This is a genomic window from Aeromonas sp. TS_SC_11, assembly GCF_057318915.1.
Window position 1 is genome coordinate 653520 of record NZ_CM170470.1, and the last position, 26481, is coordinate 680000.

Sequence of the window (26481 nt, forward strand, 5' to 3'; positions counted from 1 at the left end):
CGATAAGCTCCCTTTCCCCTGCTGGTACACAAAAATGGGCCTTTTAAGCCGCTTCGCACGGGAATTTCCGCTTCGAATCGGAAAAACGCTGCCTCCTCTGCACGCCCCTGCGGGCTTAGGGTAATCCCATACCTTCTGCCAGCCTTGGAGAGCAGACATTGCACACAGAGACTCATGACCAGAACCTGACCCCGGACAGCGCTGCGTTGCTGCACCAGACCGACCTGATCCTGGCACGCATCCACACCCTGCTAGGCGATCAGGCCATACGTCCCAACGAGGTGCAAAAGCAGATGCTGGCCTCCCATGTCAAAGCCATGGTGTGGCGTTCCCATAGCGGGGAATCCCTGCCGGAGGTCGATCTCAGCCTGTTTGACGAGATCTCCCCCCTTTCCCTGCGACTGGCCGAACAGGTCGTCGCCTGGCTGGACAAGCTGGCCTATGAAGAGGCTCACCTCTTGTCCGTCCATTTCGAAGTCGCCAAAGAAAATGAACTCAGCTCAGTGCTGAATCAATAACAAAAAGGAGATATCCAGATGTCAGCCATCAAACTCGTGATTGGAGATCGTCTCGGCAAGGGTCAGAAAGTGGGGGCAGGGGCAGATGCCGCCGGCGCCAGCGTGACCGTGATACCCGGCATGGCCGCCGATATGAAGCTCGGTGATGTGATGAACAAGGAGCAGGCGGATCTCGGCATCTCCTTCTGCGGCAGCGGTGGCGCCGGTGCCATCACGGCCCAGACCAAGTACGGCTACAAGTGCCGCTACGGCATGCGCTCCGTCGAGGAGGGTGTCACCGCCATCAATGACGGCTGCGTGGTGCTGGGTTTTGGTTTCATGGACAAGGAAGAGCTTGGCCAGAAGCTGGTAGAAGCCTTCATCAAGAAGCACGGACGCGCCTGATGAAAGAGGACTTCACCACCCAGGTCATCGTCAGCGGCAAGGGGGCGACCCGCCAGCAGGCGTTCGCCGCCGCCCTCAGCCAGGTGCAGCACACTCTGCTCAAGGACAACCCGCGCGTCATGCTGCGGATCGAACCGGTCGAGGTGCAGGTGCTCAAGGCCGAGGAGTCGGTCCGGGTGGAGAAGTTCCTGTTCTTCTTCCTGCCGCGCCAGCGCCGTGAATTCCGCGTCCAGCTGGAGATCACGGTCAAGGTCACCAGCCTGGACGCCGACAAGGTGACGTTCACCCTGGTGTGACACCACCCGCAGCGACAACCCCACAAGAGGGATACATTGGATGTTTCTAATCATATTTATCAAGTCAATCATCATCGGCGGCCTGGTGGGCGTCGGGGTGGGGGCCGGCGCGGCGCGGATGTTTCACGCCCCGACCGTGCAGGGCATGGGCGCCTTCCGTACTCTGGGTGAGCTCAACTCATGCGAAGGGGATCCCGCCTCCCACTTCTCTTTCGGTCTGGGCTTCTTCTTCAACGCCTGGGCCTCGACCGTGGCAGCGGGTGCCTTCACCCAGGACGTGGATCACCGCATCCTGCCGAACTGGGGGGCGGCGGCCCTGATGATCCGCAACCGGGATCTCGCCAGCACTCTGCACGACCCGAAAAAAATGGCCATCGCCTGCGGCATCATTGGCGCCATAGTGGTGGCCTTCCTCAACAGCACGGCTGCCGCTGTACCGGCCGCCCTGCAGGTGACAGCGGTCAAGGTGCTGGTGCCTGCCGCCAACCTGCTGGTCAATACCGTCATGCCGGTGATCTTCTGGCTGGCCGCCATCGAAGCGGGCAAGAAGTCCGGTTTCTGGGCCACCATCTTCGGCGGTCTGGCGCAGCTCATCATGGGCAACGCAGTACCGGGTCTGGTGCTCGGCATCCTGATCGGCAAGGGGGTCGAAGAGAGCGGCTGGAACCATGTCACCAAGGTGATGATGAGTGCCATCGTCCTGCTGTTCGTGCTGAGCGGCTTCTTCCGCGGCTTTGACCTCAAGCTGATTGAATCCTTCCACATGGGCATCCCCCTGTGGCTGGAAAACGTCCATAACCTGCTTGCCAATAAATAAGGGGCCACACCATGGATGAGAAACTGAGAAACAACTTCTGGTACGCCGACTGGTCCTTCCCCATCTTCGTCGGCCTGCTGTCGGCCGGGGTCTTTGCCGGAACCCACATGTACTACCTCTACGGTGTTGGCGCCTTCAACGAGGTTGCCTTCGTCGCCATGCTGAAAGCCGGCATGGACACCGGTGCCTACGGCGCTGTGGCGGCCTTTGGCGCCAGCTTCCTGTTTGCCCGCATCATAGAGGGCTCCCTGGTGGGGATCCTGGACATAGGTGGCGCCATCCAGACCGGCGTCGGCCTGGGCGTGCCCGCCCTGCTGCTGGGGGCCGGCATTCTCTATCCAGTGGAGAACTTCGGCGCCTCCCTGGTGACCGGCATGGTGATTGGTCTGGCGATTGGCTACATCATCATCCTGGCGCGCAAGTTCACCATCAACCAGAGCAACTCCACCTACGGTGCGGACGTCATGATGGGAGCTGGCAACAGCTCGGGCCGCTTCCTGGGCCCCCTGATCATCCTCTCCGCCATGGGTGCCTCCATCCCTATAGGACTGGGTTCCCTGCTGGGGGCACTGCTGTTCTATGTATGGAGCAAGCCCATCACAGGGGGCGCCATCCTGGGTGCCATGTTGCTCGGCACCTTCTTCCCGGTCGCCCTTGCATAAGCACTCGCCGCCCTGCGGGGCGGCCTCTTCGAGGTCATCACCATGCATGACATAATCATCAGAGCGGGACGCCTGGTAAATGGCGAGCTCATCGATATCGCCATCCGGGACGGCAAGATAGCGGCCCTCGGCCAGCTGCCGGCAAAGACCGAGGCGAAGCAAACCCTGGATCTGGCTGGCCGGGTGCATGTAAGTGCGGGCTGGATCGACGGCCACACCCACTGCGACCCCGCCTCCCCCATCTATCACGATGAGCCGGACAAGGTAGGGGTGGAATCCGGCGTCACCACAGTCATTGACGCGGGCAGCACAGGCGCCGACGACGTGGATGACTTCCAGCGGCTGGCCTCGGGCTGCAAGACCCGGGTGCACGCCCTGCTCAACATCTCCCGCATCGGCCTGCTGCGCCAGAACGAGCTGGCGGACAGCCGGGATCTGGACATGGCACTCGCCTCGGCAGCCATTGCCCGTCACCCCAACTTTATTATCGGCATCAAGGCGCGCATGAGCGGCAGTGTGGTGGGTGAGAACGGCCTGCAGCCGCTGCGCATGGCCAAGGCGCTGCAGCAGGCCCACGGCCGGCTGCCGCTGATGGTGCACGTGGGCAACACGCCGCCGGATCTGGACGAGATAGTCGCCCTGCTGGGAGAGGGAGACCTGCTGACCCACTGCTTCAACGGCAAACCGAACCGCATCCTGACACCGGCCGGCGAGCTGCGGGTCGCGGTGCGCGAGGCGATGCAACGGGGCCTTTTGCTCGACATAGGCCACGGCGGCGCCAGCTTCAGCTTCGAGGTGGCGGAGCTTGCCATCCGTCAGGGGATACTGCCCCACACGATCAGCTCGGATATCTACTGCAAGAACCGTATCAAGGGGCCCGTCTACAGCCTGGCCCACGTGATGTCCAAGTTTCTCACCATCGGCATGACGCTGGAGCAGGTGCTCGCCTGCGTCACCGACCATGCCGCCGACGCCCTGCGCCTGGCCGGCAAGGGGCGGCTCGAGGTAGGCGCCGATGCCGATCTGACCCTGTTCGAACTGGCCAGCGGCCCGATCCTGTTTATGGATACCGAGGCACAGTCGCGCAGCGGCGACCTGCAACTGCTTCCCCTCGCCGCCCTGGTGGGCGGTGACCTGGTTCTGACTCACTATGGGAAATCACACCATGCCTTCTGTTTATGAGAAATATCAGCTCAAACCCGTGATCAACGCCTCCGGGCGCATGACCATTCTCGGCGTATCCACCCCCGAGCAGGAGGTGGTCGATGCGGTCAACTTCGGCCTGGGCCACTACTTCGAGGTGAAGGATCTGGTCAACAAGACAGGCGCCTACCTGGCAGGCTTGCTGGATGTGGAAGATGCTGTAGTGGTCTCCTGCGCCAGCGCCGGCATAGCCCAGTCGGTGGCCGCCATGATAGTGCGTGGCGACCCCTACCGGCTGGAGCAGCTGCACGCCCATGCCCACGGGGTGCCAAGTGAAATCGTGCTGCCCAAGGGGCACAACGTCAACTTCGGCGCGCCGGTCGGCACCATGGTCAACTTGGGTGGCGGCAAGGTGGTGGAGGCCGGTTATGCCAACGAGTGCTCCCCTGCCCAGCTGGCCGCCGCCATCAATGCCAACACGGCAGCCATCCTCTACATCAAGTCCCATCACTGCGTGCAGAAGAGCATTCTGTCGGTAGCAGAGGCGGCAGAAGTGGCCAAGGCTCGCCAGCTGCCACTGATCGTCGATGCGGCAGCGGAAGAGGACCTGCGTCTCTATTACAACCAGGGGGCGGATCTGGTGATCTACAGTGGCGCCAAGGCCATCGAAGGGCCCACCAGCGGGTTGGTGCTCGGCAAATGCCAGTATGTGGAGTGGGTCAAGCAGCAGGCCAACGGCATAGGCCGGGCCATGAAGGTGGGCAAGGAGGGGATCCTCGGCCTGACCCGCGCCATAGAGCGCTACCTGGAAAAAGAGAAAGAGAGCGGCGCCGCCATGGTCGCCAAGATGGCCCCCTTCATCGAGCGCCTCAACCAGCTTCCGGGCGTCAGCGCAAAAGTGGTATGGGACAATGCGGGGCGCGACATAGCCCGCACCGATATCGCTTTTGACCACCAGCAGATCGGCATGACCACAGTCCAACTGGTGGCTCGACTGCAACAGGGCAACCCCGCCATCTACTGCCGTGGCTACAAGGCCAACGAAGGCCACATCGAGATCGACGTGCGCAGCGTCACCGCACCCCAGCTCGACCAGATCCATGCCGCCATTGCCAACCTCGTTCAGGAGAATCGTTGATGTCCCTAACTCCCAACGACTACCTCAACCGTGCCTACCTCAATGTATTAGCGGGTTCCAAACAGCATGCCGTCGTCGAAGACCATATCTAATTCAGGAGGATCACTGATGTCCCTAACTCCCAATTACTACCACAACCGTGTCTGCCTCAATGTATTAGCGGGCTCCAAACAGAATGCTGTCGACATTTATGAGGCGGCCGAAGGCCATGTACTGGTCGGTGTACTCTCCAAGAACTATCCGGATGTGCCCTCCGCCGTCGCCGACATGCGCGATTACGCGAAACTCATCGACAACGCTCTCTCCATCGGACTGGGGGCGGGCGATCCACGCCAGTCCACCATGGTGGCCGAGCTGGCATGCCAGCTGCAGCCCCAGCACGTCAATCAGGTCTTCACCGGGGTGGGTGCCAGCCGGGCGCTGCTGGGCCAGCCAGAGACGCTGGTCAATGGCCTCATTTCCCCCACCGGCACCCCCGGCATGGTGAAGATCTCCACCGGGCCCCTCAGTGCCCAGCAACCGGACGGGATTGTGCCCATCGACACTGCCATCGCCCTGCTCAAGGACATGGGCGGCAGCTCGGTCAAGTTCTTCCCCATGGGAGGGCTGGATTGTCGTGACGAGTATCAGGCGGTGGCCGAGGCCTGTGCCCGCCACGGCTTCTGGCTGGAGCCCACAGGTGGCATCGATCTCGACAACTTCGAAGAGATAGTGCGGATCGCGCTGGACGCCGGGGTCGAAAAGGTGATCCCCCACGTCTACAGTTCCATCATCGACAGCGAGAGCGGCCAGACCCGCCCCCAGGATGTACGCACCCTGCTCGCCACGGTGAAACGACTGCTGGCGTGATGAAAGATGGCACCGGTCCGATCACTGGCCGGTGCCTGGCTTGTTAATGACCCGCTTGTTAACATCGACCCTTTATTTCGCGACAGGAGTCCCGTCCCCCCTCATGACCAAGCTGCCCCACCCCAGACTCCATCAACTGCTGACCCAGCTCCATGCCGAACCGCTGCCACAGGAGGAGCTGGCTCGCCGCCTCAATGTCTCCACCCGCACTGTGCGCACCGACGTAGCGACCCTCAACGAGCTGATTGCCACCCACGGCGCCCACCTGATCCACCAGCGTGGCAGCGGCTACCAGCTCAAGATTTACAATCAGGGGCTGTTTGATGAGTTGCTGGCGGCCCAGGAGCAGGAGAGCAGCCTGCCGCGCACCAGCCGCGAGCGAGTGCTGCACCTGCAGATCTTGCTGCTGACGGCGGAACAGGGGATCAAGCTCGACGAACTGGCGGATACCTGGTATCTGAGCCGGGCGGCGCTGCAGGGGGACATGGCGGAAGTGCGGGAGCGGCTCGCCCACTTTGGCTTGCTCATCGACAGCAAGCCACGGCTGGGCATGCGCATCCAGGGTGGGGAGACGGCGATCAGGGCCTGCCTCACCCAGCTGCTCTATCAGGAGCTGCTCCACAACAACCAGTTGCAGAGCCTGCTGCCCAACCTTTGCCCCAGCAAGACGCTGGAGGTAGTGGGCAATCACATCCATGCCCAGCTCAGCCGCCATCAGCTGCGCCTCGCCGATGAGAGCCTGCAGCAGCTCACCATCTACTGCGCCGTCGCCCTGCTGCGGCAGGCTGCGGGGCACGAGCTGCGCCAGTTTGCCAGCGAAGACATCACAGAGACGCTGGCCGCCGTAGCCAGTGACATTTATGCAGAACTGCCGACCCTGATGCCACCGGAAGAAGAGGAGATCGCCTGCCTCGCCATCCAGATCCAGGCCCGCCTCACCGCCGACACGCCCAGGCTCAGCCCGGCCATGGCCGCCGAGAGCGAGCAGTTGGTCGAGCATCTGCTTGCGTATATCCAGCAGCACTATCCCTATGATCTGCGCGGCGACCTGCAGTTACGCGCGGATCTGCAGACCCATATCAGCGCCATGCTGCTGCGGGTCAAATACCAGATCGGCAGCCACAATCCGCTGGCGGATCACATCAAGCAGTACTATCCCCTCGCCTACGACATCACGCTGGCCGCCATTTCGGAGTGGATAAAACAGACCCCTTACCGGCTGACCCACCACGAGATCGGCTACCTGGTAATCCATATCGGGGTAGGGCTGGAGCGCCACTACGACATTGGCTACACCCGCCGTCCCCAGGCACTGCTGCTGTGCGATGCCGGCAACGCCACCTTCCGGGTGCTGGAGGCGCGCATCAAGCGGGAATATCCCCAGCTGCAACTGGCCAGCCTGGAGTCGGTGCGAGATTACGAGGGATTGGCGCGGATCGAGCAGGATTTTGTCATCAGCACTGTCAAGGTGAGCGAGAAGAACGTGTCCGTGGTGCAGGTGGCACCTTTCCCGACCCAGTATCAGCTGGAGCAGCTCGGTAAACTGGTGCTGATCGACCGCACCCGCCCCTACCTGCTCGACAAATACTTCGATGCCGACCACTTCATGGTGGTCAATGAGCCACTCAACCAGGGCCAGCTGTTCGCCCGCATCTGCGATCAGCTGGAACAGGAAGACCGGGTAGAAGCGGGGTTCAGAAGTTCACTCCACGAACGGGAGCGCATCGTCTCCACCCTGCTGGGAGAAGGCATAGCCCTCCCCCACTCCCTCGGCCTGCTGGCGCGGCGCACCCTGGTCTATACAGTGCTGGCACCACAGGGGATCGACTGGGGCAATGGCGAAACAGCCACCCTCATCTTCGTGCTGGCCATCAGCAAGGCGGACTACGAAGAGGCGATGGGGCTCTACGATCTGTTTCTGGCGCTGATGAACGAAAAAGCCAGCAAGAATCTGCTGGCTTGTCGGGATTTTGCCAGCTTCAAGGGGCTGGCGCGCACCGGTTCCTGAACCAGGGCGGGGAGTGAGTCACTCCTCGTTGAAGCCGGAGGTGAACAGCGCCACCACGGCGGCCAGCGCCTCCACTTCTTCGGGGCCCTCCACCTGCACTTCCACCTGCTTGCCCTGGGCTGAATCCAGCATCAGCAGGCCGATCACGCTGTCTGCATCGGCCTCGATGCCGTCCTCATTGCGCAGCAGCACGTGGGCATCGAAGCCCTGTACCAGCTCGAACAGCATCATGGCCGGTCTGGCATGCATACCCAGTTTGTTCTTCACTTCCACCGAGGCTGAGACGGTCATCTGATCTTCCTATTGATCCATCAATGTTGCGGCGTACTTTTGTCGAGGGTGCGGTGGCGGATCTGGACGTTCTTGCCGAGCAAGCGGAACGCGCCAGCCAGCTGCTCTGCGATGAACACGGACCTGTGCTGGCCCCCAGTGCAACCAATTCCCACAGTGACATAGCTACGATTGTTGCGCTCCAGATGAGGCAACCAGGTCGCCAGCATGTTTTCAATCTGCAGGATGAACTGCATCACGTCTGGCTGGCTGGAAAGGTAGCGGGCTACAGGCTCGTCCTTGCCGGTAAAGGGTTTGAGCTCGGGGATCCAGTGTGGATTCGGCAGGAAGCGGGCATCGAACACGAAGTCGGCGTCCTTGGGGATGCCGTACTTGAAGCCGAACGACTCGAACACCAGCACCAGCTCATTCTCTTTCTTGCCGAGCACCCGGGTCTTGATGAGCTCACTCAGGTCATGAATGCTGAGGCTGGTGGTGTCGATACGCAAATCGGCAGTCGAGGAGAGCGGCGCCAGCAGATTGGTCTCTTCACGGATCGCCTCATCCAGCGAGAGCTGCTTGCGGGACAAGGGGTGCAGCCGGCGGCTCTCACCGTAGCGTTTGAGCAGGGTGGAGTTCTCCGCATCGAAGAAGAAACTGGAAAATTCCACCCGGCCCTCATTGCGAACCTGAGCCAGCAGGGTCTCCAGCTTATCTGCGCTCACCGGCAGGTTGCGCACGTCGATACTGACCGCTAGCTTGTCATACTGGCTCTCGACCGACACGATCAACTGGGGCAGCAGGTTGACCGGCAGGTTATCCACACAGTAATAACCCAGATCCTCCAGCACGCGCAGGGCAACTGTCTTGCCCGAGCCAGAGCGCCCACTTACCACTATTAATTGCATCTTGTTGCCTCACCGCTTGGGGTCATCACGAGGGCCCGAATATCAGGCCGACGTCATGATCTGATAGAGATCTTCATCGCTGGTTGCCTGGCGCAACTGGCGGCAAACCGCCTTGTCGCCCAGTTTGGATGCCATCAGGGAAAGGGTCTTGAGGTGCTGTTTGCACTCGCTTTCCGGCACCAGCAGGGCAAAGAGCAGGTCAACCGGTTGATTGTCGATGGAGTCGAAGGGGATAGGCTCTGCGAAGGTCATCAGGATGGCGGTCGGCGGAAACTCGTCACCGATCCGGCCGTGGGGAATGGCGATACCGGCACCGATCCCGGTACTGCCCATTTTTTCTCGTGCCAGCAAACACTCGAACAGTGTCTGGCGAGAGGTCCCCAAGCGCTCAGCGGCTAATTCACTGATGATCTCGAGGGCGCGTTTCTTGCTGGTACAAGGGACCGCACTTTTGGTGCAGCCCCGACTCAGTATGTGTTCAAGTTGCATAGTTATTTTTGATTTAACTTATCTTTGTGCTTGATGATCTGCCGATCCAGCTTGTCCAGCAGGGTATCAATCGCAGCATACATATCAGCATGCTGTGAATTGGCGAACACCTCACCACCGCTGACATGCAGCTTGGCTTCGGCGATCTGGTTCAGTTTTTCTACGCTCAACACCACATGAACATTATTGATGTGGTCAAAGTGACGCTCGAGTTTGGCAAATTTGTTGTTCACATAATCACGCAGAGCTTCGGTGATCTCGACATGGTGTCCGGTCAGGTTAATTTGCATAACGTCTTCCTTTTGTTTTGCCTAAACCAGGCGTTTGCGCTGATTGGATGGCGGGATCAACAAGGATTCACGGTACTTTGCGATCGTGCGTCTCGCCACCATAATACCCTGTTCGGCCAGCAAATCCGCGATCTTGCTATCACTTAGCGGCTTGGCGGGATTCTCTGCCGTCACCAGCTTCTTGATCAGCGCGCGAATTGCGGTCGATGAGCACTCTCCTCCTCCTTCTGTGTTCACATGACTGGAGAAAAAAAACTTCAGTTCGAAGATGCCGCGGGGGGTATGCATGTATTTCTGGGTCGTTACCCTGGAAATGGTCGACTCATGCATCTCCACCGCCTCGGCGATATCGTTGAGCACCATGGGCTTCATGGCTTCTTCACCATACTCGAAAAAGCCCTGTTGTTGCTCGACAATACAGGTCGCCACCTTGAGCAGGGTGTCGTTGCGACTCTCCAGACTCTTGATGAACCACTTGGCTTCTTGCAAGTGGGAGCGAATGAACTGGGTATCCTGGCTGGTACGCGCCTGACGGGCCATGGCGGCATAGGTCTCGTTGACCCGGATGCGCGGTGCAGAATCCGGGTTGAGTTCGACGACCCATTTGTTGCCCTTCTTGACGACGGTGACATCCGGGATCACGTACTGGGAGTCACTCTGTATGATGCCGTTACCCGGCCTGGGCTCCAGTTGCTGGATAAGGTCCAGCACCTCCTTGAGGTCACTCTCCTTGAGCTTGGTCTTGCGGGCCAGGGTGCGGTAATCACGGTTGCCGAGCAAGTCCATGTGCTCCTTGATCACCTCCCTGGCCTCATTGAGCCAGGGCAGTTCAGGAGCGTACTGGCCAAGCTGGATCAGCAGACACTCCTGCACCGAGCGCGCAGCGATGCCGACCGGATCGAAATGCTGCACCCGCTTGAGCACGGCCTCGACCTCGTCGAGTTCCACCTCGACATCCTCGCTGCTCACCGCCGCCTGTATATCTTCGAGAGAGACGGTCAGATAACCGGAGTCATCGATAGCATCTATGATGGCCAGCGCAATGGCGGCATCCAGATCGCTGAACGGGGTGAGGCGCATCTGCCACAGCAGATAGTCCTGCAGGTTCTCGGTGGTTTCCCCCTGATAGACGCTGTCCTCCCCATCGTGGATGGGGCCTGCGCTCTGGGCTGTGCCGGCTGAATAGACATCTTCCCAGGTGGTATCTACCGGCAGTTCGTCCGGCATCTGATCCTGGGCCATGGCATCGCTGGAGTCGAGCTGGCTGTCGTCGACGGGCTCTTCCGGGCTGGTCTCCTGAACGTCATTCTCCTCTTGCTCAAGCAAAGGATTGTTATCGAGCGCTTGCTGAATTTCCTGCTGGAGTTCCAGGGTGGAGAGCTGGAGCAGACGAATCGCTTGTTGTAATTGCGGCGTCATGGTCAGGGACTGACCGAGACGCAACTGTAATGTCGGCTTCATCTACGTCGGGATATCCTTATGTTCAGCGAGGCAGTCGTCAAAGGAAATGAAGAGATGCCCCCTTACTATAGACTGAATTGATCGCCCAAATAGACGCGCTTGACCTGTTCATCGGCAAGGATCTCGGCCGGTGCACCTTCGGCGATCATCTTGCCGTGGCTGACGATATAAGCCTTCTCACATACGTCCAGAGTCTCCCTGACGTTGTGGTCGGTGATCAAGACACCAAGGCCTCTATCTTTCAGATGCTGGATGATCTTCTTGATGTCTATCACAGAAATGGGGTCGACCCCGGCAAACGGCTCATCCAGCAGAATAAAGCGCGGCTCAGCCGCCAGCGCGCGGGCGATCTCGACCCGGCGTCGCTCCCCCCCTGACAGACTCTGACCCAGGTTGTCACGGATATGGGTGATGTTGAACTCTTCCAGCAGTTGTTCGACCTTGTCTTCACGCTCTTCGCGGCTCAGCCCCTTACGGGTCTGCATGACCCCCATCAGGTTGTCGAACACGGACAGACGACGGAAGATGGAGGCCTCCTGCGGCAGATAGCCGATGCCGTTACGGGCACGGATATGCATGGGCTGCTGGCTGATGTCCTGATCATCGATGGTGATGAGGCCGGCATCGCTCTGCACCAGCCCCACTATCATGTAGAAGGAAGTTGTCTTGCCGGCACCGTTCGGGCCGAGCAGGCCGACGATCTGGCCGGTACCCACCTCCAGACTCACGTCACTGACCACCATGCGACGCTTGTAACTTTTTTGCAGGCCGGCTGCTTTCAACACTGCCATGGTTTATTTTCCCTGCTTCTTCTGGTCGGCGGGCTTGTCGAAGTTCTCTACCTGATCAGGCAGGAACACCGTCTTGACCCGCTGGGTCGGCCCCTTGCTCTCGGCGATCATCTTCTGTTTGACGATGTCGTAGCGGATCAGGTCACCGTTGACCTGGCTGTCTTCCTGTTTGAGCTGACCGTTACCGGTAATAGTCACCAGGCGATTTTTCAGCTCGTAGCGAATGCTGTTGCCGTGGGCGTTGACCGGTTTGCCGTTGTCCAGGATCTGGAAGAAGGTGGCAGGCTTGCCATAGGCCGTCATGACCTCGGCCCCTTTGTCGCCGGAACGGATCACCACCACCTTGTCAGCCTTAATCTTGATGGTGCCCTGAGTGATGATGACATCGTCACTGAAGGTGATGCGGTTGTCCTGCATCTCGGCCACCTGTCTGACCGCATCCACATAGACCTTTTCGGCAAAGTCGGACTCTTTGGCACTCACGGTGCCGCACAGCAGCAAAGCCGCGAGGGCCAGATTAGCGTTTTTCATTGAAATAGATGGCATGGCCCTGATCCAGTAATTCAAAATATTTGCGTTCCAGATGACCCTTCAGGCCAACGCCTTCGGTCTGGAATTCCTTACCCACTATGCTGACATGCTGATTGCTTCTCACATTCTGAGTCACCAGATCCAGCTCCAGATAGGGGGTATCCAGTGTGGAGATGAAGGAGGTGGGCAGCAGGCCATCCAGATGTACCTTGTCGCGCAGGATCACGTTGTCATCTGTATTGAGGACACCTGTGTCGGCCGTGACTTTCCACTCGGCCTCACCCTGCTTGTCAAACATGTAGACCACCGGCTTGTTGAAGGTAGCCTGCTCGATGATCTGGTAATACTCCGCATACTCGGACTCCAGCCGTTCTGTGCGTCGACCGTTGACATCAAAACGGGTGGTCACCAGGTTCCTGGCGGTGAAGTCCGGCTGGTAGTTTTCTGCCTTGGTGGTCGGCTCCGGCGTCAGGTCGACATCACCAATCTGCCAGGCGGCCAGCGCCACCAGAAACAGCAGGGCGAACAACAGTGTCTGTCTGCTCATACCGAGGCCTCTGGCTGATAATCGCCATGCCCTTGCGCCTGCAGTATGAGGTCACATACCTCACGCACAGCACCGACGCCGCCAGCCAGTCGAGTCACCATGTCGGCCCGGGCCAGTACCAGCGGATGAGCATCAGCCACGGCAATGCCGAGCCCGCAGGCCTGCATCACCGGCAGATCTATGGTGTCATCCCCCATATAGGCGGCTTGTGACGCTTCCAGACCCAGCTTGGTCAGCAGCGCCTCGAAGTGGGGCAGCTTCTGATCCGCCCCCTGTACCAGATGCTGCACTCCCAGGCTCTTCATCCGATCGCTGACGATGCGGGAGTTGCGCCCGGTGATGATGGCTATTTCAATCCCGGCATTGAGCAGGGCCCGCATACCGGCGCCATCGCGGGTACAGAAGGTCTTCAGCTCTTCGCCGTCATTGCCCATATAGATGAGGCCGTTGGAGAGCACCCCATCCACATCGCACACCAGCAGGCGGATTTGCGCCGCCCTGTCGTATTGGCTGCGCGTCACCGGACCATAAAGGGTCGGTACGTTTTGCATCAAATTACTCCGGCTTTCAGCAGGTCATGCATGTTGAAGGCCCCCAGCGGGCGCTTGTCACCATCCACCACCAGTAATCCGTTGATCTTTCTGGTTTCCATCAGTTTGACAGCTTCTGCCGCCATCATCTCGGGGCCAACGGTAACACAGTTGGTCGTCATCACCTTGGCGATCGAGGTGTGATGGATATCCACCTGCAGATCCAGGATCCGGCGCAAGTCACCATCGGTGAACAGTCCGGCCAGCAGACCCTCTTCGTTGACGACCGCCGTCATGCCCAGACCTTTGCGACTCACTTCCAGCAGCGCCTGGCTGATGGTGGCATCGATCCCCACCTGGGGCAACAGATCGCCGCTATGCATCAGGTCACCGACCCGCAGCAGCAACCGCTTGCCAAGGGAGCCACCAGGGTGGGAGAGCGCGAAGTCATCGGCGGTGAAGCCGCGGGCTTCCAGCAGGGCAACCGCCAGTGCATCGCCCATCACCAGAGTAGCCGTGGTGCTGGAGGTCGGCGCCAGGCCCAGCGGGCAGGCCTCTTTATCCACCTTGATGCACAGATGCACGTTGGCCTCTTTGGCCATGGTGGAGGCCGGATTGCCTGTCATGCAGATCAACTGGATGCCGCGACGTTTGAGCACCGGCAGCAGGGCCAGGATCTCGTCGCTCTCACCGGAGTTGGAGATGGCGATGATGAGGTCACCGCTGGAGATCATCCCCAGATCCCCATGGCTGGCTTCACCCGGGTGAAGGAAGAAGGCAGGGGTGCCAGTGCTGGCCAGGGTGGCAGCAATCTTGCTCCCGATGTGACCTGACTTACCCATGCCGGTGACCACTATCTTGCCACTGCAGCGCAGCACCAGCTCGCACGCCTTGTCAAAGGCATCGTTCAGGTACTGATAGAGTCCATCAATCGCTTGTTTTTCAATGTCCAGCACAGTACGGGCGCTGCGACGAAAATCGAACAGTTCAGACACTTTCTCAGGCTTTACAGACATAAAGGCACAGCTCCGGGCGGAAATTTGCTGCGGGATTATAAAAAAGTCTGTCGAGATAAGCGAATCGGATACTTCTCGGTCCCAAAAGAGAGACAATCGGTGACGCAAAACTGTCGCGCTTTTGAGGAAGCAGGCTGTTCAATAGTTGTTCCTTGCTGTTGCTTAGACCTAGACTAGCCCATAAAATTCGCTCTTCATTTACACCGGATGGACAATTGTTTGAACAATGACCTTATCACCATCTCCGATCTGACCTTCAGTCACGGAGATCGGCTGTTATACGACGGGATCAACCTGACCATTCCCCGTGGCAAGGTCACTGCGGTCATGGGCCCGAGCGGCATCGGCAAGACGACTTTGCTGCGGCTGATCGGTGGCCAGATCAAGCCGGAGTCCGGTCATATCCTGTTTGACGGGGAAGATATCCCCACCCTCTCCCGCTCTCGCCTGTACGAAGTGCGCAAGCGGATGAGCATGCTGTTCCAGAGCGGCGCCCTGTTTACCGGCATGACGGTCTACGACAACGTGGCCTTCCCGCTGCGGGAGCACTCAGGTCTGCCGGAGGAGCTGATCCACACCATCGTCATGATGAAGCTGCAGGCCGTGGGTCTGCGCGGGGCCGCTCAGCTGATGCCGTCCGAGCTCTCCGGTGGCATGGCACGCCGTGCCGCACTGGCCAGATCCATAGCGCTGGATCCGGACCTCATCATGTATGACGAACCGTTTGTCGGCCAGGACCCCATCACGATGGCGGTGCTGGTCAAGCTGATCAAGGAGCTGAACGATGCCCTTGGCATTACCTCCGTCATCGTGACCCACGACGTGAACGAGGTGCTGACCATCGCCGATTACGCCTATATCATCGCCAACCGCAAGGTGGTGGCGCACGGCACCCCGGCTCAATTGCGCGAAGAGCATAATCCCGAAGTCGAGCAATTCCTGCTTGGATTGCCCGACGGTCCTGTCCCGTTTCATTTTCCGGCAGGCGACCTGCTACAGGATCTGTGATGTTGATAAGCCAAGTAAGCAAGCTGGGCCGGGTTGGCGTGCGCGTCATCAGCTCCATCGGCCGTGCCACCATAATGCTGTTTCATGCGCTGGCGGGCAAACCCGAGCCACGCAAGCACTTCCCTCTGCTGCTTCAACAGTTGTATGTCGTGGGTGTGCAGTCCGTTGCCATCATTCTGGTCTCCGGCCTCTTCATCGGCATGGTGCTCTCGTTACAGGGTTACAACGTATTGAAGGACTTCGGCGCCGAGCAGAGTCTGGGCCCGCTGGTTTCCCTCTCCCTGTTGCGGGAGTTGGGTCCCGTTGTGACCGGCCTGCTGTTTGCTGGCCGCGCCGGCTCGGCACTGACCGCCGAGATCGGCCTGATGAAGGCCACAGAACAGCTCTCCAGTCTGGAGATGATGGCGGTCGACCCGCTGCGCCGGGTAGTGGCCCCTCGCTTCTGGGCCGGCGTCATCAGCATGCCGCTGCTGGCCTTCATGTTCAGCCTGATCGGCATCTTCGGTGGCAAGCTGGTCGGTGTGGATCTGCTGGGGGTGGACGAAGGCAGCTTCTGGTCCGCCATGCAGGCATCCGTCGACTGGCAGGATGACATCATGCAAGGTGCCATCAAGAGCCTGATCTTCGCTCTGGTGGTCACCTGGATTGCGCTCTTTAACGGTTATGATGCCAAGCCGACCTCGGCCGGGATCAGTCAGGCCACAACCCGTACCGTGGTCCACTCCTCCCTGGCCGTGCTCGGCCTGGATTTTATACTCACCGCAGTCATGTTTGGATAAGGTAAAGATGAAGTTCAGCAAAGTAGAATTCCTGGTTGGCGCCTTCATGCTGGCCGGCATCGGTGCCATTCTGGCGTTGGCACTGCAAGTAGCAGGGTTGAGTTTCAAACCGGAAGGAGAAACCTATACCCTGCGCGCCCATTTCGATAATATCGGCGGCCTGAAAGTACGCTCACCGGTCAAGGTTGGTGGCGTCGTCGTCGGTCGGGTCAGCGACATCACCCTGGATGCCAAGAGCCAGGTGCCGGTCGTCTCCCTGCTGATGCAAAAGAGCGCCGGCGAGTTTTCCGAAACCAGCACCCTCTCCATCCTGACTTCGGGCCTGCTCGGCGAGCAGTACATCGGCCTGATGCCCGGCTTCAGCGATGAGGAGATGGGTACCAGCATGCTCAAGGATGGCGACATGATTGAAGACACCAAATCAGCCATTGTGCTGGAAGACCTGATTGGCAAGTTCCTCTATAGCCAGTCTTCCGACACCAAATCCGACAGCAAGTAAGGAGTAACCATGTTCAAGAAGATCACCCTGTTGCTGGGTCTGATGACCAGCATGCTGTTTTCCCTGGTGGCTCACGCCACCAATGCCGCCGACCCCTATGCCCTGGTGGACGAAGCGGCCAAGCAGACCTTTGCCCGCCTGAAGGCGGACAAGTCCCAGGTCAAGAGCAATCCGGATCACCTGCGGGTCATCATCCGTGAAGAGTTGCTGCCCTACGTGGACAACCGCTTCGCTGCCTACAAGGTGCTCGGCAACCAGATCAAGCAGACCACCCCGGCCCAGCGTGACGCCTTCGTCGAGGTGTTCACCGAGTACATGGTGAGTTCCTATGCCGATGCGCTGGCCCATTTCGACAAGCAAACCGTCAAAGTCGAGCCGGGCAAGGCGCCGGGTGACAGCAATATCACCGCCGTCAACGTCAGCGTGAAAGAGGCCGGCAAGCCGGATATCTTCCTCGAATTCAAGCTGCGCAAGAACAACAAGACCGGCGAATGGAAGGCCTTCGACATGGTCGCCGAAGGGATCAGCCTGCTCTCCGCCAAGCAGAACGAGCTGGGCGGCCTCATTCGCCAGAATGGCATAGATGCAGTGATCGCCCAGTTGCGTGCTCACAACGCCAAGCCGTTGGTCATCAAGTCATGAAATTTAGCGGCGATCTGCAGGCACCACAGGTCAATGCCCTGTGGCAACGCCGCGCCGAGTGGTGGCAGGAAGATCGGCTCGAACTGAGTGGCGTCACCACCCTGGACTCCGCCGGGCTGGCACTGCTGGTCAAATGGGCCAAAGCCGTATTGGTACGAGGTGCCACACCGCAACTGGTGGGCGCCTCCACTGATTTTTATACCCTGGCCAACCTGTATGGGGTGGCCAGTCTGTTTCAGTCAACTCCGCTCACAACTGAGGACGCATAATGCAAGTCTCTGAAATTGAAGCGATACTCCTTGAGGCTCTGCCATTGTCCGAAGTCCATGTCAAAGGAGACGGCAGTCACTATCAAGTGATCGCCGTCGGTGACATGTTTGACGGCATGAGCCGGATCAAGAAGCAGCAGGCCATCTATGCCCCACTGATGGACAAGATCGCCAGCAACGCCATCCACGCACTCTCCATCAAGGCCTTTACCGATGCAGAGTGGAAACGCGAACGTAAATTCCTACTGCCCTCCTGATTGGTATCTAAGTAAATGGACAAATTCAAGATCGATGGTCGTTGTACTCTCAACGGCGAAGTGACCATCTCTGGCGCCAAAAATGCCGCCCTGCCGATCCTGTTCGCCACCCTGCTGTGTGATGAGGAGATCCACCTCTCCAACGTACCGCGCCTGAAAGACGTGGGTACCACCCTCAAGCTGCTGGAGATGCTGGGTGCCACCACCAAGGTCAACGGCAACGTGACAGTGCTGACCGGTGCGGTGAACAACCACGTCGCCCCCTACGAGCTGGTGAAGACCATGCGCGCATCCATACTGGCGCTCGGCCCGCTGGCCGCCCGTTTCGGGGCTGCCGACGTCTCCTTGCCCGGTGGCTGCGCCATCGGTGCCCGTCCGGTGAACCTGCACGTCCACGGCCTGGAGCTGATGGGTGCCAAGATTGCCATCGAGGATGGTTACATCAAGGCCCGTGTCGATGGTCGCCTCAAGGGTGCTCATATCCTGATGGACATGGTTTCCGTCACAGGTACCGAGAACCTGATGATGGCCGCTACCCTGGCCGACGGTCGCACCGTGATCGAGAACGCCGCCCGTGAGCCGGAGGTGGTCGATCTGGCCAACTTCCTCAACGCGCTTGGCGCCAAGGTTCAGGGTGCGGGCACCGACACTCTGACCATCGACGGTGTCGAGCGTCTGCACGGTGGCAACTACAGCGTGCAGCCTGACCGTATCGAAACCGGTACCTTCCTGGTTGGCGCAGCGGTTACCGGTGGCAAAGTCACCTGTCGCAAGACAGATCCTTCCCTGCTGGAGGCGGTACTGGTCAAGCTGGAAGAGGCTGGCGCCTTGATCGAGAAAGGGGCTGACTGGATCACCCTCGACATGACAGGCCGCACTCTCAAGCCGGTCACCATCAAGACAGCTCCCTACCCGGCCTTCCCGACCGACATGCAGGCACAGTTCACCGTGCTGAACGCCGTCGCCAAGGGCACCGGCATGGTCACAGAGACCATCTTCGAGAACCGCTTCATGCACGTACCGGAACTGGTGCGAATGGGTGCGGACATAGAGCTGCAGGGCAATGTCGCCATCTGCCGTGACACCGAACAACTCAAGGGTGCCCAGGTGATGGCCACAGACCTACGCGCCTCCGCCAGTCTGGTGCTGGCCGGCTTCGTCGCCGAAGGCTCCACCATAGTCGACCGTATCTATCACATCGACCGTGGCTACGAAGATATCGAGCACAAGCTGCAAGGTCTGGGCGGGCGCATCGAGCGTATCAAGGGCTGATTGCCATCCCTTGAACATGTCTGTTAAAAAGGCCCCCTCGCGTTGGCGAGGGGGCCTTTTTCATATCATGGATTCAGCGTGAGGGCGGGTATTAATGTCCCGCCAGCTTCATGTTCTCCACCAGTACGGAACCGGTCTTGAGGCTGGAGCGCTCATCTTCATCACACCCCACCGCCACTATATGGCTAAACATCTCGGTCAGGTTGCCTGCTATGGTGATCTCTTCCACCGGATAGGCAATCTCGCCATTCTCAACCCAGAAGCCGGCTGCGCCACGGGAGTAGTCGCCATTGACGATGTTGACCCCTTGCCCCATCAGCTCGGTCACCAGCAGGCCAGTCCCCATCTCCTTGAGCATCCCCTGGAAATCCTGGCCCGTGTTGGAAACCTGCCAGTTATGAATGCCACCGGCATGCCCCGTGGTGGTCAGTCCCAGCTTGCGGGCGGAGTAGGAGGTAAGCAGCCAGCTCATCAGCTCGCCGTTGCGCACTATGTCCATATTCCGGGTAAGTACCCCTTCCCCGTCAAACGGCGTACTGGCCAGTCCACCAAGCAGGTGGGGAAACTCTTGGATAGTGAGCCACTGGGGCAGGATCTGCTTGCCCAATTTGTCGAGCAGGAAGCTCGACTTGCGATAGAGGTTGCCACCGCTGATGGCCATCACCAGATGGCCCCACAGGCCGGCGGCTGTGTCCGGGTGAAACAGCACGGGCGCATGGCGAGTGGAGATCTTGCGGGCACCCAGGCGGGAGACGGTGCGTTCCACCGCCTCATCGGCGATACGTTGCGGACTCCAGAGCCCACCCAGGTCGCGACTCGATGAGTAGCCGTAGTCCCGTTGCATGTCGCCATCCAGCTCGCCAATCAGCACGCAGCTCAGGGAGTTGCGTGACGCAGCATAGCCTTTGACGAAGCCGTGGCTGTTGCCATAGACCTTGATGCCGAGGTGGCTGGAGAAACCGGCACCATCGGAGTGTTTTATGCGGGCATCGCGACCCAGCGCCAGCCGCTCACACTCGATGGCCAGCTCGATCCCGCGCTGGGGATCCAGTTCGATTTGGTGGCACAGTTGCAGATCGGGGGCATCCCAGGCCAGCAGCTCGGCATTTGCCAGACCGGCACAATCATCGGCAGAGGTATGGCGGGCGATTTCCATGGCCGCTTCGACGGCGGCGCGGATAGCTGGCTTGCCCAGATCCGTGGTGGAAGATGAACCCTTGCAACCATCGCGATAAACCGCGATGCCCAGAGCACCATCCTTGTTGAATTCGATACTTTCCAGTTCACAACCCCGGGTGTTCACCGACAACCCGGTCTGTTTGCTGATGGAGACTTCGGCCAGCGAGGCGCCCAGTCCTTTGGCTATCTCCAGTGCCTCGGCAACGACGGCCTCGAGATGGGCTTGATCCTGGCGAATTTGGTCTTGCTGATCCATAACTCACATCTATATGAAGGAAGGAAAGGGGCTAAGCATATCAGACCCCTGCGCCCAGCGGGAGAAGCTGGTAACATATCCACCAACGTGAATGACAGGAATCAATAGACCGATGAGTCAATATCAAGACGACAACGAGTTGGAAGACTGGGGCCCCAGCAAGACTCAGCTCAAGCGTGATGCAGAGGTGCTACAAAAGCTGGGCGCAGAGATAGTCTCTCTAAGCCACAGTGAGCTGGAAAAAATCCCGTTGGATGAAGAGCTTGCCGATGCTGTCGAGCTGGGCCGCAAACTCAAGCCCAAGAAGGATGAGTCCTTCCGTCGCCATTTGCAGTTCATCGGCCGCTTGATGCGCAGCCGTGATATCGAGCCGATCGAAGAAGCGCTCTCCATCATCAAGAACCGCCACTCCACCGTAAATGCCCGCTTGCATCGCCTGGAACAGTGGCGTGAGCGCCTGATCAACGAAGGCGACAGCGCGCTCAACGAGTTGATGTCCCAGTTCCACGAGCTGGATCGCCAGAAGCTGCGCCAGCTGATCCGCTCCGCCAACAAGGAACGGGAACTGAACAAGCCGCCGGTCGCCTATCGTGAAATGTACCAATACCTGCGTGGCGAAATCGAAGACCTGCTGTAAGTGATGGCTCACGCCTCATGGCGAGCAGCAAGCGACACAGCGTAAAACGGGGCCAACATATGGCCCCGTTTTTTATCCTGGTTTGCGAGCTAATTGCCCGCCATACACTGTGTATGAGTACCGGGTTGCAGATAAGGCATCAGCAGTGGAGCCATCCCCTTGAGCACCTGCACTGGCAGGGCAGAGGTGAAGCGGAACTTATCAGACTGGCTGCCCGGCACATAGGCGGTCAGGGTACCGAAGTGGTCCTCTCCCAGAAAGAAGACAAAGGTCGCGGTCCGGTTGCGCGCCAGCGAACTGGTGACATTGCCATAACGACCCACTGTCTCGATCCGGTTGTCGCCAGTCCCTGTCTTGCCCCCCATCGGCAGCACAGTGCCATCCGGCAGAGCAAAGGCACCGGCGATACGCCTTGCAGTTCCCCCTTCCACCACCTTGGAGAGTGCATTGCGCAAAGCAGTCGCTACTTCTGCGGGAAGCACTCGGGTGCCCTCGGTGTGAACGGGCTCAAAGTTGGTCTCAAACGGTGTGCCCTTGGCAAACGAGAGATGTTCGATACGCAGGGTTGGAGTGCGAATGCCACCGTTCTGAATGATCCCCATCAACTCGGCCAGCGCGGCGGGTCTATCCCCCGAGCTACCCAGAGCCGTTGCCAGCGATGGTACCAAATGGTCAAACGGATAACCCAGCTTGGCCCAACGCTGATGGATGTCGAGGAAGGCCTCGACCTCCAGCATGGTACGGATACGGCTGTCACGGGCACTGCGGTGACGAGTTTTGAACAACCAGCTGTATACCTCTTGTCGTTCATCCCGGCTGGCTTCAACCGCATCGGCAAAGGTCGCCTTGTCGAACTCCTTGAGATAGGCAAGCAACCACAGTTCCAGCGGATGCACCCGCGCGATGTAACCCTGATCCGGCAAGGAATACTTGCCTGGGCCATAGCTGGTGTAAAGCTGCTCAATGCGTCTGTCGCTGAGCTTGTCACGCGGCAACCGTTTGGCCAGGAAGGCGGCAAAGGTCTCCTGCGAGGCATCCGGCATCAGATAGCGATGCACGGCGGCAAGCCGTACGGCGCTGGGCTTGAGGCCATCCAGGAAGGTGTCGAGCTGCTCATCCGCCGTCTTGCCGCGATACTTGCGCCAGAAGCGCAGCAGATAGGTTTGCCCCTCTTTATCGGCAAACTTGGCCAGATACTCGGTACGACGGGGATCCTTGTCATCCTTGAGCAGCTGGGCGCGGTTGCCCTCCCGATAGAGGCTGTAGCGCACTATGTCCCGCATCAGACGCACGAACGGCAGGTTGATTGACTCGCGCAGTGCATCTCGTATCGGAGGAATGCGTCCGTTATCCTCACGGCGGAAGTTGTTGAAGGTGTGCATACCGCCCCCGGTGAAGAAGCCTTCGTGCGGACTGGCGGAGTATGGGCGATCCAGAGCGGCCTCCAGCATCAACGGCAGGCTCTTGTCCTTGGCCGTCATCAGATAGGAGACAGCCCAGCGACTGAGGTTGTCCTGACCCGAGACCTCAATCTTGCGCAGGCTCTCTGCTGGCATCTCGGAATAGTTGTCATGCAGCTCTGCAATAATTTCCAGATAGGTGGTCAATACCCGCAACTTGGCGGTGGAACCCAGCTCCAGCTTGCTGCCTTCGTTGATGTCGAATGGCTGATCCGTGTTGTCCGTCTGCACTCGTACCTTGAAACCTTCAGGTGATTTCTCGAACAGAGTAAAACTGTAACGCACATCCCCTGTCTTCTCCGGCGAGAGCAGACGCTCACCAAACAGGCCGACCTGAGCGGCAAACGCGGGATCGGCAAGCTGTTGCAGGTAACGGGAGATCTCGTTTTGCAGCGGCATATTGAGGCTGGTATCCGCGCTCAGGTCCATCCGGTCCAGATCATACAGCTGTACCCCGAGTTGGCGGCTCAGGCGAGTGCGAGCAACCTGCAAGCCCTTGTTGTTGTTGACTCGAGTCATAGCGGGGGACTGGAGGAAGTCGCGGAAACCAAGTTTGGCCTTGAGCGCAGCCTCCATCAGCGGCGGCGTGATCATGCCCTCCTGCACGAACAGACGCAGATAACTGTCAGTCAGGGTCGCCAGTGCATCCCGTCCCTGCGCCAGATAGTAGGAGGGGCGGCGGTGTGCGATCATCAGCGAGACAACCTGCCGCAAGGCAAGTCCTTGCTCTTCAAGTGCCGCATCCTGGTTACGAGCCGGATCCAGCAGCCGATTGACTTCGTTCACATTGGCGCCAAACCAGACCCACAAGCCATCACCCAGCCCATGTACCTCGCCATAACCAGGGGCGGCCGAGAGTGGCACAGAGTTGAGATAAGCCCAGGCAACCAGCTTGCGCGCCTCCAGGGTTTCCGGCCCCAACCGATACGCCCGCACACTGGCCGAGGCCATCTGGCGGATCTTCTCGGTCGGTGACAGCGTCAGACCATCGGGAGAGTGGCGGTATTTCTCGACCTGAGTCGCCAGTGTGCTGCCACCTGCGGACTGATCCTGCATGTCCAGTGCCTTGCCCACCTGTGACATTGCTGCCTTGGCAAAGCGGGGCCAATCTACCGCCGGGTTTGCCAACGGCTGCTCATTGCTCAACAGATCGCGGTTCTCGATAAACAACAGCGACTGTATGACCAGAGGAGGAATGGAAGCAAAATCCGGGTAATAGTGAGTCGGATACTTGAATTGATAGAAGGGCTCGGCACGGCAGTCATGCAGAGTCAGACCGGCCTGCACTTTCTCGGTATAGGGAACAAAGAAACCACGGCTGGCATAGTCATAGAGCGCATCGGAAAAATGTGTCTGCTCGCTGACCTGATAACCCCGTTGCAGCAGACGCTCCTGCATCATGGGCAGCAGCACATAGCCGAGCCGCTTGTCGAAGGGGCCATCCTCAGGGAAGATTATTTGCTTGCTGGGGCCAGCTTCAACCTGATAGGTCAGCTTGGCCGCATAGCGGGAGATCTCCTGCGACTGCAGTCGGGAGGTCTGCATCTCATAGCCAACCAGGGCGATCGCAGCCGCCAGGCACAGCAAAAAGAGAAAGCAAAACAACCAACGCCACCAGGGACGACGCTTGCGCTTGTACTTGCCGTCCGCGCTTGGGACAGATGAATCTTGAGATGCCACTTTGTTCAAATCCGTCTGTTCTGATGCGCCCATATCAGCCCCGCCATGGTTGCGCAATTTATTGTGTTTCACTCAAGCTTAGTCGTTTCAAGTCAATGGCTTGAAAACTGTTGACCGCTTTGTAGTGATGGTAACAGGGCGATCAAAAAAAGGGGAGCCGATTGTTGCAGCTTGATGAGAGATCCGAGCTGATGGCAGAAAACAAAACACCGGCCTAAAGCCGGTGTTTTCAGGTAGCAAAGAGGCTTGCTTACTTGCTGGAGCTCATGGCTTTGAGCTTGGCGCTCAGGTCTTTACGCTCTTTGGACAGCTCGGCATTCTTGATGATGTGATCATCAACGCGCTCTTCATAGTCGGTACGCATGTTGGCGATGATGGCCTGAACCTCATCGATACTCATGCCGGGCTTGATGTAGTCACTCAGGTTGTCGAGCAGCAATACACGCTTCTGGTTATCACGGATCTTCTTCTCGTTGTCCGCGATTTCACGCTTGAGTTTGTTCTGGCGACGGGACATACGCACATATTCCAGTACATCGCTGAAGGTGGACTTGTTTACTTGTTCCATATCGATACCACTGACTTAAGGTTGATAAAAGCAGATCAAGCATTACCGGTACAAGAGAGAAAAAAGAGAGTGTACAGGTAAACCCGAGATGCCCTTACTCTACCGAGTTATGAGGCATATACAACCCTAATTGCAGGCTTGGCAGTGGGTTTTGGCAAGAGAACATCAATAGGAACACTAAAACTCAAGAGCCATGATAGCGCACGAAACGGTCACGTCAGGAGGCAAGACGCCAGTAGTGCTTTGGGGTCTGAGCTAAGGCCATATGGAATGTGCCGTCATAAGGTGATAGCCGACCAAAACTTGAATTTCAGGCAATAAAAAACCCCGCTCGATGAGCGGGGTTTTTCGTGTTGGGTGCCTGGCAGTGTCCTACTCTCGCATGGCGAATGCCACACTACCATCGGCGCTACCGCGTTTCACTTCTGAGTTCGGCATGGGATCAGGTGGTTCCACGGCGCTATGGCCGCCAGGCAAATTCTTCAATCCAGAAAGCTGACGTGAATAACGATTTGCCTATTGGCTGGTCGCTATCACTGAATTAGGTAGTAGTTCTTCGATTTGCTACAAGCCTTAGAACACTTCTTGGGTGTTGTATGGTTAAGCCTCACGGGTAATTAGTATGGGTTAGCTCAACACGTCGCCGCGCTTACACACCCCACCTATCAACGTTGTGGTCTCCAACGGCCCTTTAGGACCCTCAAGGGGTCAGGGATGACTCATCTCAGGGCTCGCTTCCCGCTTAGATGCTTTCAGCGGTTATCGATTCCGAACTTAGCTACCGGGCAGTGCCACTGGCGTGACAACCCGAACACCAGAGGTTCGTTCACTCCGGTCCTCTCGTACTAGGAGCAACTCCCTTCAATCATCCAACGCCCACGGCAGATAGGGACCGAACTGTCTCACGACGTTCTGAACCCAGCTCGCGTACCACTTTAAATGGCGAACAGCCATACCCTTGGGACCGACTTCAGCCCCAGGATGTGATGAGCCGACATCGAGGTGCCAAACACCGCCGTCGATATGAACTCTTGGGCGGTATCAGCCTGTTATCCCCGGAGTACCTTTTATCCGTTGAGCGATGGCCCTTCCATTCAGAACCACCGGATCACTATGACCTACTTTCGTACCTGCTCGACCTGTCCGTCTCGCAGTTAAGCTGGCTTATGCCATTGCACTAACCTCCTGATGTCCGACCAGGATTAGCCAACCTTCGTGCTCCTCCGTTACTCTTTGGGAGGAGACCGCCCCAGTCAAACTACCCACCAGGCACTGTCCGCGAGCCCGATTCAGGGCCCTGCGTTAGAACATCAAACATACAAGGGTG

The 26481-nt window shown here is 58.7% G+C and carries 30 protein-coding genes and 2 rRNA genes (1 of these 32 cut by a window edge); 17 read left to right on the plus strand and 15 right to left on the minus strand.

The window, feature by feature from the left end:
* Window positions 1-158: 158 nt before the first annotated feature.
* From AC1P02_RS03045 to AC1P02_RS03085, 9 genes are all read left to right on the plus strand, one after another.
* A complete protein-coding gene (locus AC1P02_RS03045) occupies window positions 159-518 on the plus strand; it encodes a transcriptional regulator (RefSeq protein ID WP_485184034.1) in 360 nt (119 codons plus the stop codon).
* A gap of 18 nt (window positions 519-536) precedes the next feature.
* The gene (locus AC1P02_RS03050) at window positions 537-902 is read left to right on the plus strand and encodes an SFCGS family glycine-rich protein (RefSeq protein ID WP_485184035.1); all 366 of its coding nucleotides are present in this window, start codon (window positions 537-539) and stop codon (window positions 900-902) included.
* Entirely contained in the window at window positions 902-1198 is a 297-nt protein-coding gene (locus AC1P02_RS03055; RefSeq protein WP_111588917.1) for a DUF4312 family protein, read from the plus strand. Before AC1P02_RS03050 ends, AC1P02_RS03055 begins: the two co-directional genes overlap by 1 nt.
* Window positions 1199-1238: 40 nt before the next feature.
* Entirely contained in the window at window positions 1239-2015 is a 777-nt protein-coding gene (locus tag AC1P02_RS03060) for a DUF4311 domain-containing protein (protein ID WP_099994503.1), read from the plus strand.
* Between the two features lie 11 nt (window positions 2016-2026).
* Window positions 2027-2677 (plus strand): DUF4310 family protein, encoded by a 651-nt coding sequence (locus AC1P02_RS03065; RefSeq protein ID WP_021140216.1) that lies wholly within the window; start codon window positions 2027-2029, stop codon window positions 2675-2677.
* Window positions 2678-2719: 42 nt separating this feature from the next.
* Complete coding sequence (locus AC1P02_RS03070; protein ID WP_485184038.1) at window positions 2720-3859, plus strand: amidohydrolase/deacetylase family metallohydrolase; 1140 nt, start codon at window positions 2720-2722, stop codon at window positions 3857-3859.
* Window positions 3843-4958: a DgaE family pyridoxal phosphate-dependent ammonia lyase gene (locus AC1P02_RS03075; protein WP_485184040.1), complete on the plus strand. Its 1116-nt coding sequence runs from the start codon at window positions 3843-3845 to the stop codon at window positions 4956-4958. The genes AC1P02_RS03070 and AC1P02_RS03075 overlap by 17 nt, the downstream gene beginning before the upstream one ends.
* Window positions 4959-5066: 108 nt before the next feature.
* Window positions 5067-5807 carry a 2-dehydro-3-deoxy-phosphogluconate aldolase gene (gene dagF / locus AC1P02_RS03080; protein ID WP_485184042.1) on the plus strand — a complete coding sequence of 247 codons (741 nt, stop codon included), beginning with the start codon at window positions 5067-5069 and terminating at the stop codon, window positions 5805-5807.
* Window positions 5808-5910: 103 nt separating this feature from the next.
* Complete coding sequence (locus tag AC1P02_RS03085) at window positions 5911-7815, plus strand: BglG family transcription antiterminator (protein ID WP_485184044.1); 1905 nt, start codon at window positions 5911-5913, stop codon at window positions 7813-7815.
* An 18-nt stretch (window positions 7816-7833) separates the two neighbouring features.
* On the opposite strand, the gene npr is transcribed toward AC1P02_RS03085, so the two are convergent.
* The 10 genes from npr to AC1P02_RS03135 all read right to left on the minus strand — a co-directional run bounded on the left by npr (window position 7834) and on the right by AC1P02_RS03135 (window position 14648).
* The gene (gene npr, locus AC1P02_RS03090) at window positions 7834-8106 is read right to left on the minus strand and encodes a PTS phosphocarrier protein NPr (protein ID WP_005314403.1); all 273 of its coding nucleotides are present in this window, start codon (window positions 8104-8106) and stop codon (window positions 7834-7836) included.
* A 20-nt stretch (window positions 8107-8126) separates the two neighbouring features.
* Complete coding sequence (rapZ, locus tag AC1P02_RS03095) at window positions 8127-8993, minus strand: RNase adapter RapZ (RefSeq protein ID WP_005314405.1); 867 nt, start codon at window positions 8991-8993, stop codon at window positions 8127-8129.
* A gap of 42 nt (window positions 8994-9035) precedes the next feature.
* Complete coding sequence (ptsN, locus tag AC1P02_RS03100; RefSeq protein WP_485184046.1) at window positions 9036-9482, minus strand: PTS IIA-like nitrogen regulatory protein PtsN; 447 nt, start codon at window positions 9480-9482, stop codon at window positions 9036-9038.
* 2 nt (window positions 9483-9484) lie between these two features.
* Window positions 9485-9772, minus strand: coding sequence for a ribosome hibernation promoting factor (gene hpf / locus AC1P02_RS03105; protein ID WP_005305957.1), 288 nt, complete (start codon window positions 9770-9772; stop codon window positions 9485-9487).
* A gap of 21 nt (window positions 9773-9793) precedes the next feature.
* Window positions 9794-11233, minus strand: a complete 1440-nt coding sequence (locus AC1P02_RS03110) for an RNA polymerase factor sigma-54 (RefSeq protein ID WP_059112774.1) — start codon at window positions 11231-11233, stop codon at window positions 9794-9796.
* A 65-nt stretch (window positions 11234-11298) separates the two neighbouring features.
* Window positions 11299-12024, minus strand: a complete 726-nt coding sequence (gene lptB, locus AC1P02_RS03115) for an LPS export ABC transporter ATP-binding protein (protein ID WP_005314412.1) — start codon at window positions 12022-12024, stop codon at window positions 11299-11301.
* Window positions 12025-12027: 3 nt separating this feature from the next.
* A complete protein-coding gene (gene lptA, locus AC1P02_RS03120) occupies window positions 12028-12555 on the minus strand; it encodes a lipopolysaccharide transport periplasmic protein LptA (protein WP_005314414.1) in 528 nt (175 codons plus the stop codon).
* A complete protein-coding gene (gene lptC, locus AC1P02_RS03125) occupies window positions 12542-13102 on the minus strand; it encodes an LPS export ABC transporter periplasmic protein LptC (RefSeq protein WP_005314417.1) in 561 nt (186 codons plus the stop codon). The genes lptA and lptC overlap by 14 nt, the downstream gene beginning before the upstream one ends.
* Window positions 13099-13653 carry a 3-deoxy-manno-octulosonate-8-phosphatase KdsC gene (gene kdsC, locus AC1P02_RS03130; RefSeq protein ID WP_005314419.1) on the minus strand — a complete coding sequence of 185 codons (555 nt, stop codon included), beginning with the start codon at window positions 13651-13653 and terminating at the stop codon, window positions 13099-13101. Before kdsC ends, lptC begins: the two co-directional genes overlap by 4 nt.
* Window positions 13653-14648, minus strand: coding sequence for a KpsF/GutQ family sugar-phosphate isomerase (locus AC1P02_RS03135; protein WP_034524103.1), 996 nt, complete (start codon window positions 14646-14648; stop codon window positions 13653-13655). The genes kdsC and AC1P02_RS03135 overlap by 1 nt, the downstream gene beginning before the upstream one ends.
* Window positions 14649-14855: 207 nt before the next feature.
* Between AC1P02_RS03135 and mlaF the strand changes: the two genes are divergently transcribed.
* Genes mlaF through murA form a run of 7 tightly spaced genes read left to right on the plus strand, consistent with a single transcriptional unit; the run spans window position 14856 to window position 19374 of the window.
* Window positions 14856-15656 carry a phospholipid ABC transporter ATP-binding protein MlaF gene (gene mlaF, locus AC1P02_RS03140; RefSeq protein WP_282789569.1) on the plus strand — a complete coding sequence of 267 codons (801 nt, stop codon included), beginning with the start codon at window positions 14856-14858 and terminating at the stop codon, window positions 15654-15656.
* Window positions 15656-16435 (plus strand): lipid asymmetry maintenance ABC transporter permease subunit MlaE, encoded by a 780-nt coding sequence (mlaE, locus tag AC1P02_RS03145; RefSeq protein ID WP_005314426.1) that lies wholly within the window; start codon window positions 15656-15658, stop codon window positions 16433-16435. Before mlaF ends, mlaE begins: the two co-directional genes overlap by 1 nt.
* A 7-nt stretch (window positions 16436-16442) precedes the next feature.
* Window positions 16443-16934, plus strand: coding sequence for an outer membrane lipid asymmetry maintenance protein MlaD (mlaD, locus tag AC1P02_RS03150; protein WP_005314428.1), 492 nt, complete (start codon window positions 16443-16445; stop codon window positions 16932-16934).
* A gap of 9 nt (window positions 16935-16943) precedes the next feature.
* Window positions 16944-17576, plus strand: a complete 633-nt coding sequence (gene mlaC / locus AC1P02_RS03155) for a phospholipid-binding protein MlaC (RefSeq protein WP_485184054.1) — start codon at window positions 16944-16946, stop codon at window positions 17574-17576.
* Window positions 17573-17845 carry an STAS domain-containing protein gene (locus tag AC1P02_RS03160; RefSeq protein ID WP_087756667.1) on the plus strand — a complete coding sequence of 91 codons (273 nt, stop codon included), beginning with the start codon at window positions 17573-17575 and terminating at the stop codon, window positions 17843-17845. The genes mlaC and AC1P02_RS03160 overlap by 4 nt, the downstream gene beginning before the upstream one ends.
* Complete coding sequence (gene ibaG, locus AC1P02_RS03165; protein ID WP_485184056.1) at window positions 17845-18102, plus strand: BolA family iron metabolism protein IbaG; 258 nt, start codon at window positions 17845-17847, stop codon at window positions 18100-18102. The genes AC1P02_RS03160 and ibaG overlap by 1 nt, the downstream gene beginning before the upstream one ends.
* Window positions 18103-18117: 15 nt before the next feature.
* On the plus strand, window positions 18118-19374 hold the full coding sequence (gene murA / locus AC1P02_RS03170; protein WP_087756668.1) for a UDP-N-acetylglucosamine 1-carboxyvinyltransferase: 1257 nt from the start codon (window positions 18118-18120) through the stop codon (window positions 19372-19374).
* A gap of 91 nt (window positions 19375-19465) precedes the next feature.
* Here murA and pmbA read toward each other — a convergent pair whose 3' ends face one another.
* Window positions 19466-20809 (minus strand): metalloprotease PmbA, encoded by a 1344-nt coding sequence (pmbA, locus tag AC1P02_RS03175; protein WP_159167151.1) that lies wholly within the window; start codon window positions 20807-20809, stop codon window positions 19466-19468.
* A gap of 112 nt (window positions 20810-20921) precedes the next feature.
* On the opposite strand from pmbA, the gene yjgA reads away from it, so the two are divergent.
* Window positions 20922-21446 (plus strand): ribosome biogenesis factor YjgA, encoded by a 525-nt coding sequence (gene yjgA / locus AC1P02_RS03180; protein WP_021140203.1) that lies wholly within the window; start codon window positions 20922-20924, stop codon window positions 21444-21446.
* Window positions 21447-21535: 89 nt separating this feature from the next.
* On the opposite strand, the gene AC1P02_RS03185 is transcribed toward yjgA, so the two are convergent.
* From AC1P02_RS03185 to AC1P02_RS03200, 4 genes are all read right to left on the minus strand, one after another.
* Window positions 21536-24619 (minus strand): transglycosylase domain-containing protein, encoded by a 3084-nt coding sequence (locus AC1P02_RS03185; RefSeq protein ID WP_282789566.1) that lies wholly within the window; start codon window positions 24617-24619, stop codon window positions 21536-21538.
* Window positions 24620-24836: 217 nt separating this feature from the next.
* Window positions 24837-25154, minus strand: a complete 318-nt coding sequence (gene tmaR, locus AC1P02_RS03190) for a PTS system regulator TmaR (RefSeq protein WP_005314445.1) — start codon at window positions 25152-25154, stop codon at window positions 24837-24839.
* 359 nt (window positions 25155-25513) lie between these two features.
* Window positions 25514-25628: ribosomal RNA gene (gene rrf, locus AC1P02_RS03195) — 5S ribosomal RNA — on the minus strand.
* Window positions 25629-25750: 122 nt separating this feature from the next.
* Window positions 25751-26481, minus strand: a 23S ribosomal RNA gene (locus AC1P02_RS03200); it runs 2159 nt beyond the window's last position.

Coding starts and splice junctions, on each gene's coding strand:
- AC1P02_RS03050 (WP_485184035.1), top strand. CDS start 537: ATGTCAGCCATCAAACTCGTGATTGGAGATCGTCTCGGCAAGGGTCAG.
- AC1P02_RS03055 (WP_111588917.1), top strand. CDS start 902: ATGAAAGAGGACTTCACCACCCAGGTCATCGTCAGCGGCAAGGGGGCG.
- AC1P02_RS03060 (WP_099994503.1), top strand. CDS start 1,239: ATGTTTCTAATCATATTTATCAAGTCAATCATCATCGGCGGCCTGGTG.
- AC1P02_RS03065 (WP_021140216.1), top strand. CDS start 2,027: ATGGATGAGAAACTGAGAAACAACTTCTGGTACGCCGACTGGTCCTTC.
- AC1P02_RS03070 (WP_485184038.1), top strand. CDS start 2,720: ATGCATGACATAATCATCAGAGCGGGACGCCTGGTAAATGGCGAGCTC.
- AC1P02_RS03075 (WP_485184040.1), top strand. CDS start 3,843: ATGCCTTCTGTTTATGAGAAATATCAGCTCAAACCCGTGATCAACGCC.
- dagF (WP_485184042.1), top strand. CDS start 5,067: ATGTCCCTAACTCCCAATTACTACCACAACCGTGTCTGCCTCAATGTA.
- AC1P02_RS03085 (WP_485184044.1), top strand. CDS start 5,911: ATGACCAAGCTGCCCCACCCCAGACTCCATCAACTGCTGACCCAGCTC.
- npr (WP_005314403.1), bottom strand. CDS start 8,106: ATGACCGTCTCAGCCTCGGTGGAAGTGAAGAACAAACTGGGTATGCAT.
- rapZ (WP_005314405.1), bottom strand. CDS start 8,993: ATGCAATTAATAGTGGTAAGTGGGCGCTCTGGCTCGGGCAAGACAGTT.
- ptsN (WP_485184046.1), bottom strand. CDS start 9,482: ATGCAACTTGAACACATACTGAGTCGGGGCTGCACCAAAAGTGCGGTC.
- hpf (WP_005305957.1), bottom strand. CDS start 9,772: ATGCAAATTAACCTGACCGGACACCATGTCGAGATCACCGAAGCTCTG.
- AC1P02_RS03110 (WP_059112774.1), bottom strand. CDS start 11,233: ATGAAGCCGACATTACAGTTGCGTCTCGGTCAGTCCCTGACCATGACG.
- lptB (WP_005314412.1), bottom strand. CDS start 12,024: ATGGCAGTGTTGAAAGCAGCCGGCCTGCAAAAAAGTTACAAGCGTCGC.
- lptA (WP_005314414.1), bottom strand. CDS start 12,555: ATGAAAAACGCTAATCTGGCCCTCGCGGCTTTGCTGCTGTGCGGCACC.
- lptC (WP_005314417.1), bottom strand. CDS start 13,102: ATGAGCAGACAGACACTGTTGTTCGCCCTGCTGTTTCTGGTGGCGCTG.
- kdsC (WP_005314419.1), bottom strand. CDS start 13,653: ATGCAAAACGTACCGACCCTTTATGGTCCGGTGACGCGCAGCCAATAC.
- AC1P02_RS03135 (WP_034524103.1), bottom strand. CDS start 14,648: ATGTCTGTAAAGCCTGAGAAAGTGTCTGAACTGTTCGATTTTCGTCGC.
- mlaF (WP_282789569.1), top strand. CDS start 14,856: ATGGACAATTGTTTGAACAATGACCTTATCACCATCTCCGATCTGACC.
- mlaE (WP_005314426.1), top strand. CDS start 15,656: ATGTTGATAAGCCAAGTAAGCAAGCTGGGCCGGGTTGGCGTGCGCGTC.
- mlaD (WP_005314428.1), top strand. CDS start 16,443: ATGAAGTTCAGCAAAGTAGAATTCCTGGTTGGCGCCTTCATGCTGGCC.
- mlaC (WP_485184054.1), top strand. CDS start 16,944: ATGTTCAAGAAGATCACCCTGTTGCTGGGTCTGATGACCAGCATGCTG.
- AC1P02_RS03160 (WP_087756667.1), top strand. CDS start 17,573: ATGAAATTTAGCGGCGATCTGCAGGCACCACAGGTCAATGCCCTGTGG.
- ibaG (WP_485184056.1), top strand. CDS start 17,845: ATGCAAGTCTCTGAAATTGAAGCGATACTCCTTGAGGCTCTGCCATTG.
- murA (WP_087756668.1), top strand. CDS start 18,118: ATGGACAAATTCAAGATCGATGGTCGTTGTACTCTCAACGGCGAAGTG.
- pmbA (WP_159167151.1), bottom strand. CDS start 20,809: ATGGATCAGCAAGACCAAATTCGCCAGGATCAAGCCCATCTCGAGGCC.
- yjgA (WP_021140203.1), top strand. CDS start 20,922: ATGAGTCAATATCAAGACGACAACGAGTTGGAAGACTGGGGCCCCAGC.
- AC1P02_RS03185 (WP_282789566.1), bottom strand. CDS start 24,619: ATGGGCGCATCAGAACAGACGGATTTGAACAAAGTGGCATCTCAAGAT.
- tmaR (WP_005314445.1), bottom strand. CDS start 25,154: ATGGAACAAGTAAACAAGTCCACCTTCAGCGATGTACTGGAATATGTG.